Source organism: uncultured Anaerovibrio sp., from assembly GCF_947302755.1.
Classification (GTDB): domain Bacteria; phylum Bacillota; class Negativicutes; order Selenomonadales; family Selenomonadaceae; genus Anaerovibrio.
On the sequence record NZ_CAMYWM010000131.1, the window covers coordinates 1 to 6,808 of the forward strand.

6 protein-coding genes are annotated in these 6,808 nt (G+C 47.3%); 1 reads left to right on the forward strand and 5 read right to left on the reverse strand.

The window, feature by feature from the left end:
- Positions 1 to 239: 239 nt before the first annotated feature.
- From ilvA to Q0Y54_RS10755, 5 genes are all read right to left on the reverse strand, one after another.
- Positions 240 to 1,487, reverse strand: coding sequence for a threonine ammonia-lyase (gene ilvA / locus Q0Y54_RS10735; RefSeq protein ID WP_297967576.1), 1,248 nt, complete (start codon positions 1,485 to 1,487; stop codon positions 240 to 242).
- A gap of 125 nt (positions 1,488 to 1,612) precedes the next feature.
- Positions 1,613 to 2,110, reverse strand: a complete 498-nt coding sequence (gene nrdG / locus Q0Y54_RS10740; protein WP_297967579.1) for an anaerobic ribonucleoside-triphosphate reductase activating protein — start codon at positions 2,108 to 2,110, stop codon at positions 1,613 to 1,615.
- A complete protein-coding gene (gene nrdD, locus Q0Y54_RS10745) occupies positions 2,097 to 2,381 on the reverse strand; it encodes an anaerobic ribonucleoside-triphosphate reductase (protein WP_297967582.1) in 285 nt (94 codons plus the stop codon). The genes nrdG and nrdD overlap by 14 nt, the downstream gene beginning before the upstream one ends.
- A 32-nt stretch (positions 2,382 to 2,413) precedes the next feature.
- Entirely contained in the window at positions 2,414 to 4,693 is a 2,280-nt protein-coding gene (locus Q0Y54_RS10750) for an anaerobic ribonucleoside triphosphate reductase (protein WP_297967585.1), read from the reverse strand.
- 285 nt (positions 4,694 to 4,978) lie between these two features.
- Complete coding sequence (locus tag Q0Y54_RS10755; RefSeq protein WP_297967589.1) at positions 4,979 to 6,154, reverse strand: phosphopentomutase; 1,176 nt, start codon at positions 6,152 to 6,154, stop codon at positions 4,979 to 4,981.
- Between the two features lie 153 nt (positions 6,155 to 6,307).
- Here Q0Y54_RS10755 and Q0Y54_RS10760 point away from each other — a divergent pair.
- On the forward strand, positions 6,308 to 6,808 hold a 501-nt coding region (locus Q0Y54_RS10760), incomplete at its 3' end, for a hypothetical protein (RefSeq protein ID WP_297967590.1).

The window sequence follows — 6,808 nt, forward strand, 5'->3', positions numbered from 1 at the left end:
AGAGAAAGATATGTTTATAAGAGAAAGATATGTTTATAAGAGAAAGATATGTTTAATATGAACACAATTACAAGTACAGTATAATTGAAAAATTGCTGATTAACAACAGAAAAATGTGGATAACTGCCTATTTATTCAACTGAAAGCACAAGTTATCCACAACCTTATCCACTTTTTTCAAAAAATGTGGATAAATTATCAAAATATCCTTGACAATAGATTTTTTATCAGTTTTTTAATCAGAACACCTTTGTTACATCATAGCCGGCATCCTCCAAGGCCTTGGTAAGCTTTTTGATGTGTTCGTGGTTATTGGTTTCCACCGTTATTTCCAGCTCCACCCTTTTGAAGCTGTCGGTAACCTTGGACTGGTTATGATCCAGCTTAATAACATTGGCATTGTTGTCTGCAATTACCTTGGCCACATTTACCAGCTGGCCTGGCTTATCCGGCAACAGCACTGAGAAGCAGAATACCCGGCCCCGGGCAATCAGGGCCTTGTTAATAAGGGCACTTATGGTAGAAATATCAATATTACCGCCGCTGATAATAGCCGCCACCTTTTTCCCCTTGAATGGCAGCTTATTCAGGGCGGCCAGACTGAGTACCCCGGCTCCTTCGGCAATCAGCTTGTGCTTTTCAATAAGGGAAAGGAGGGCTGACATTATTTCCATTTCCGATACGGTGATTATCTGGTCCAAATATTTTTTGCAGAAGGCGTAGGTAAGCTCACCGGGGGTCTTGACGGCACAGCCGTCGGCTACGGTTTCCACAAAGGACAGGGTGGAAACCTGGCCACGGGCAAAGGAATTTTCCATGCAGGCAGCTCCCTCAGGCTCTACGCCAATTACCTTGACCTGAGGGTTTACGGCCTTTGTGGCCAAGGCTACGCCACTGGCAAAGCCGCCGCCGCCAATGGGTACCAGGATGGCATCCACATCCTTTAGGTCGTCGATTATTTCCAGGGCTGTGGTGCCCTGGCCCAGGAGAACCTGTTTATCGTTAAAGGGATGAATGTATACATAGCCCTTTTTCTGCTGGAGCTCCAGGGATTTGGCATATGCATCGTCAAAGCTGTCACCGTGGAGTACCACCTCAGCCCCCATGGCCCTGGTGGCTTCCACCTTTAGCAGTGGGGTGGTGGCAGGCATGCAAATTACGGCATTTACGCCTAATTGTTGGGCGGCAAAGGCCACCCCCTGGGCATGATTTCCGGCGGAGGCAGTAATTACGCCCCGCTTTTTTTCCTCATCGCTGAGCTGGCTGATTTTATTGTAGGCACCCCGCAGCTTGAAGGAACCGGTATTTTGCAGGTTTTCCGGCTTAAGGTAAACATTGTTGCCGCATAAATCAGAAAAAAAAGAACTCTCGATGAGCTTGGTTTTCTTGGCAACCCCGTCCAGCTGCTTCGCCGCCTTATAAACGTCAGCAATAGTGGTATTTTCCAATATTTCTTCTACAGTGGTAGCTTTTACTTCTTCAGCCATGAATCTATCTCCTTACCAAACAAAATGATTTGTATAAAAGTGTAGCATTTGCCCTAATAGGTGTCAATGTAAACAAAAAAGACAGCAAAAAAAATCGGACGGCGTTCACCAGTCCGATTTCAGTGTTAAACATCATATAAGATGATTTGATTTTTCCTTAGGCTTTCCTGTACATCAATAATCCGCTGATTGCTACTGCCCCGGAAGCTGAGGGAGATATCCCGCTTCCATTCCTGATAGGGCCCATCCACCAAAACATCAAGCTCCTTAAGCAGCTCCAGCTGCTGGGGGGTTCCCTGCAGAAGCTGGTCCATGGTGTAACCGGTGTAGCACCACACATCCAGGTGATGCTCATGAAGCCTTCGGGCCAAATCGGCCAGTGGACCAGGCTGGCAAAAGGGCTCACCGCCGCTGAAGGTAACCCCCTGCAGCAGGGGGTTATCCAATACAACCTTCAGGATATCCTCTGTGTCCTCCACCCGACCTCCGTCAAAATCATGGGTTTGGGGATTGTGACAGCCAATGCAGTCGTGGGGACAGCCTTGGGTGAATATGGTAAACCGGTACCCTTCACCGTCTACAACAGAATCATTGACGGTACCGGCAATTTTAATTGATGCCATGCTTTACGCGATCATGCTCCTCAGAACGCTTGGCATTGTTCCAGCGATCGATAGTACCTACCAAATAGCCGGTGATGCGACGGATACGTTCAAATTTAGCGGGCTGTAATACGTAGTCCAAAGCCACGGAGCCATCCTCGGCCGGGGAGATGGTAAGACTGCTGAGATCCTCATTGCTTTCCTTCTCCAGCATGTCGATATAGCTGATGATTTCCTGCTCGCTAACATCATTTAAGCCCTTTACGGTTACGTCAATTCCATTTATTGTCATTTTCCTGCACTGTCCTTTCATATAAAAATCACCTAGATTGAATTCTTGTCATATTGTGGGCGGCGGACAATCCGACGCATTTTATGGGCGGCTTCGCTGCGGCCGCATTGTGGGCATACATCATATATTATGCCGTTATAGCCACATACCGGATCCCGGTCAACAGGATGATTTACGGAGCCATAGCCAATACCATTATCGTGCATACAGCGAATGATGGCCTCAAAGGCCTTCAGGTTCTTGGAGGGATCCCCGTCCATTTCCACATAGCTGATATGACCGGCATTGGTCAGGGCGTGGTATGGGCCCTCAATCTCCAGCTTCTTGGCCGCTGTAATCTTGTGATAAACCGGCACGTGGAAGCTGTTGGTATAATAATCCTTGTCCGTAACGCCGGGAATTTCACCGTACAGCTTTTTGTCAAGCCGGACAAAGCGACCACTGAGACCCTCGGCCGGCGTGGCCAGGAGAGTAAAGTTAAGCCCTGTCTGCTGGGATTTTTCGTCCATGCGCTTGCGCATATAGCCCACAATTTCCAGACCAAGCTTCTGGGCCTCCTCGGATTCGCCGTGATGCTGGCCTATGAGGGAAATCAGGGTCTCGGCCAGACCAATGAAGCCCATGGACAGGGTACCGTGCTTCAATACCTCGGCCACACTGTCATCAATGCGCAGCTTTTCACTGTCAATCCATACACCCTGTCCCATCAGGAAAGGATAATTGCGGACAGTTTTGCTGCACTGAATTTTAAAGCGGTGCAGCAGCTGGCGGAATACCAGCTCAGTGATACTGTCCAGCTCACGGAAGAACACCTTCTTGTCCCCCTTGGCCTTTATGGCCAGCCGGGGCAGATTGATGCTGGTAAAGCTGAGATTACCCCGTCCGCAGGTTACCTCCCGCTTCCTGTCGTGAACGTTGCCCATTACCCGGGTACGACAGCCCATATAAGCCACCTCGGAATTATAATCGCCCTCCTTATAATATTGGAGATTAAATGGTGCATCCAGGAAGCTGAAATTTGGGAAGAGCCGCTTGGCTGAGGTGCGTATGGCCTGCTGGAACAGGTCAAAATTCGGGTCGTGACGGTTGTAATTGACCCCTTCCTTTACCTTGAAAATCTGTACCGGGAAAATAGGAGTCTCACCGTTGCCCAACCCGGCAGTGGTGGCCTTCAGCAGGTTGCGGATAACCATGCGGGCCTCCGGTGAGGTATCTGTTCCATAATTTATGGAGCTGAATGGCACCTGGGCACCAGCCCGGGAATTCATGGTATTCAGGTTATGAACAAAGGCCTCCATGGCCTGATAGGTGGCATCCTCGGTGGCATCCACTGCCGTGGCCACTGCATAATTGTGGGCCCGCTCCGTCTGATTTGGCGATATAGCCTGATAATTGTGGCTCTGCTGATGAAATGGCAGGAAGTCAATCAGGTGGTGCAGGTATTCCTCCGTATTGCCCAGGCGAATTTCTATAGGCAGACAGCGGCGAATTTCCTTGGCCAGCAGCTTGGCGTCGTTGGGATTCATGCTGAGAACAGCGATGAAGAAGGCCGCCAGGGCCTTAAAATACTCCTTGGCAAAGGTTTTGGCCACCCCCGGTGCCATGGAGTAATCAAAGTTAGGAACGGACTGACCGCCGTGCATTTCGTTTTGATTAGCCTGAATGGCAATACAGGCCAGTGCCGCATAGGAGCGGATCCCATTTGGCTCCCGCAAATATCCGTGGCCGGTGGAGAAGCCATTCTTGAACAGCTTAATCAGATCAATCTGACAGCAGGTTTCGGTGAGCATATAAAAATCCTTGTCATGGATATGAATGTCACCATCGATATGGGCTGCGGCAATATCCTTTGGCAGAATGTAATTATCAATATAGTACTTGGAGCCCTCAGAGCCATATTTCAGCATGGTTCCCATGGCCGTATCTGCGTCGATATTGGCATTTTCCCGCTTTATATCGGCATCCGCAGATTTTTTGAAGGTCAGCTCGTTATAAATATCCATCAGGTTGCCCTGAGCCTCACGAATCTTGGTGTGCTCGGCCCGATAAATAATATATGCCTTGGCAGTGCTGGCAAAATTATTGTGAATGAGCACCCTTTCCACGGCGTCCTGAATGTACTCCACCGCCGGAATATCCTGATTGGCAATGGCCTTAATAACCTCATTGGTGAGCTTATTTAACACCTTCTCGGAAAAGGTATCATCTATGGATTCCAGATTGGCCTTGCGGATTGCATCGGTAATCTTCTTTGGGGTAAATGGGACAATATCCCCATTGCGTTTTCGTATATTCTGTATATTACTTGCCATATAAACTTACCTGTCCTCCTCTTTAATCTACAAAGATTTTACAATATATAGTATATAGTGTCAAACTCAAACACTATATCTTGTGGTTTATCTTATCCACAGTTGTATATTAGAAAAAGTGAGTAAAATGTATAAAAATACACAAAATTAAATAAGGCAGTCAATAAATGACGGCCTTATTGGTGAATATACAACACATGAATATAAAAAAATGGGGATAAGTTAGCAATTGGAAAACTTCAATATGTTGAAAAAGTATAAGGTGGTGTTAGGGAGGTTTATTTGTTACTCCTTTATTTCATTCCAGAAGTTTTCACCCTTGGTAGCATACGGTATGCGCATTAGCTTGGAGATGGTGGCAGCAATATCCGCAAAGCTGTGCCTGGTGCCCAGGTTGACTCCCTTTTTGATACCCTCGCCATAAATAAGCATCGGCACATATTCCCTTGTGTGATCCGTACCGGCGGCCAGTGGGTCACAGCCGTGATCAGCTGTAATAATCAACACGTCGCCCCGCTTCATCCTGGGCAGGAACTCTCCCAGCTGTTCATCAAACCGGGTAAGGGCTGCCGCATAGCCATCCACATCACGGCGATGACCGTACTTCATATCAAAATCCACCAGATTGATGAAGCATAGCCCGTAATAATCCTTGTCCACCTCAATCAAAGCCTTTGCCATACCATCATCATTATCGGTAATGGCTACATGGCGGCTGATGCCCCGGCCGGCGAAGATATCGTTTATTTTTCCTACGCTTACCACGGAATTGCCGGCCACCTTCAACAGGTCGAGAATAGTATCGCCAGGCGGCTCCATGGAATAATCATGGCGTCTTGGGGTGCGTTCAAAGCTTGGATAATCGCCAATAAATGGGCGGGCAATAATTCGACCGACGGAATGTTCTCCTGTCATGATTTTTCGAGCCTTTTTACAATACTCGTAAAGCTCCTCAACAGGAACTACATCCTCATGGGCGGCAATCTGCAGCACACTGTCAGCCGAGGTATAGACAATAAGAGCACCGGTTTTTATATGCTCCTGCCCGTAATCATGTATGACCTGGGTACCTGAATATGGTTTATTGCAGATAATTTTCCGGCCAAAGGCCTCCTCCAGCTGCCTGATAATATCCTCCGGGAAGCCATCCGGATAAGTAGGCAGGGGGGTGTCGGATACAAGGCCGGCAATCTCCCAATGGCCTATGGTGGTATCCTTCCCCTTGGAGGCTTCCTGCAGACGGGCAAAGGAGGCCTCCGGTGCAGGCTCCTGTTCTTCTCCCTCTACGCCATCGATATTAAACAGGCCCAGCCTCTTCAGATTGGGCACCTTGAATTTATTTGATGTCATAACGCTTTTTAAGGTATTTACCGTAGCTGCATCCCCAAATTCCCCGGCATCGGGCTCGGCACCAATACCAAAGCTATCCAATACTATGAGAAATATTCGCTTGAATACCATAAGAATTCCTCCATTCAATATCAATAGTTTCCTTTGTATAATTCGACAATTTTTTGCTATACCCTGCAATTTTCCTTTTACAGGAAAATTTCTTGTATTTAGGGTATACTATACGTAGCCTAGAATAACTATTTCCCGAAATGGAGGTAAAAAATGTTTGATTTCACTACCTTTGATGCGCATTTATTTCAAAATTATGTGGAGAGCCTTGATCCAAAACAGATCTTTTTTCTGCTTGTACCACCGATTGTGGGACTGCTGCTGGCGATTTCCTTGGGCTGGTTCTGCAATAGAACAGTAGGAAAATATATCGCCTCCCGTTCCGCACTCCAGGAATTTACATGGAAAACGGCCCTGCTTCACGGATTAAAGGGAGCTCCCATGCTTATCGTGGTATCTCTGTACCTGAATTTTCTCACCCGCATGATGAACCTGCCGGTACCCGTCGAGCATCTTCTGACCTATATTTTCTTCATTATATTTATATATACTGTGGTACAGGTCATTGCCCGTACGGCCACAGGTATTATCAATAATTTGATAATTGCCAGGAATGATAATATATCCCAGACCTCCCTGCTTACCAATGTAGTGAGCTGGAGTATTTATATTATGGGTCTCATTATCATATTGGCTGAATGTGGCATATCCATC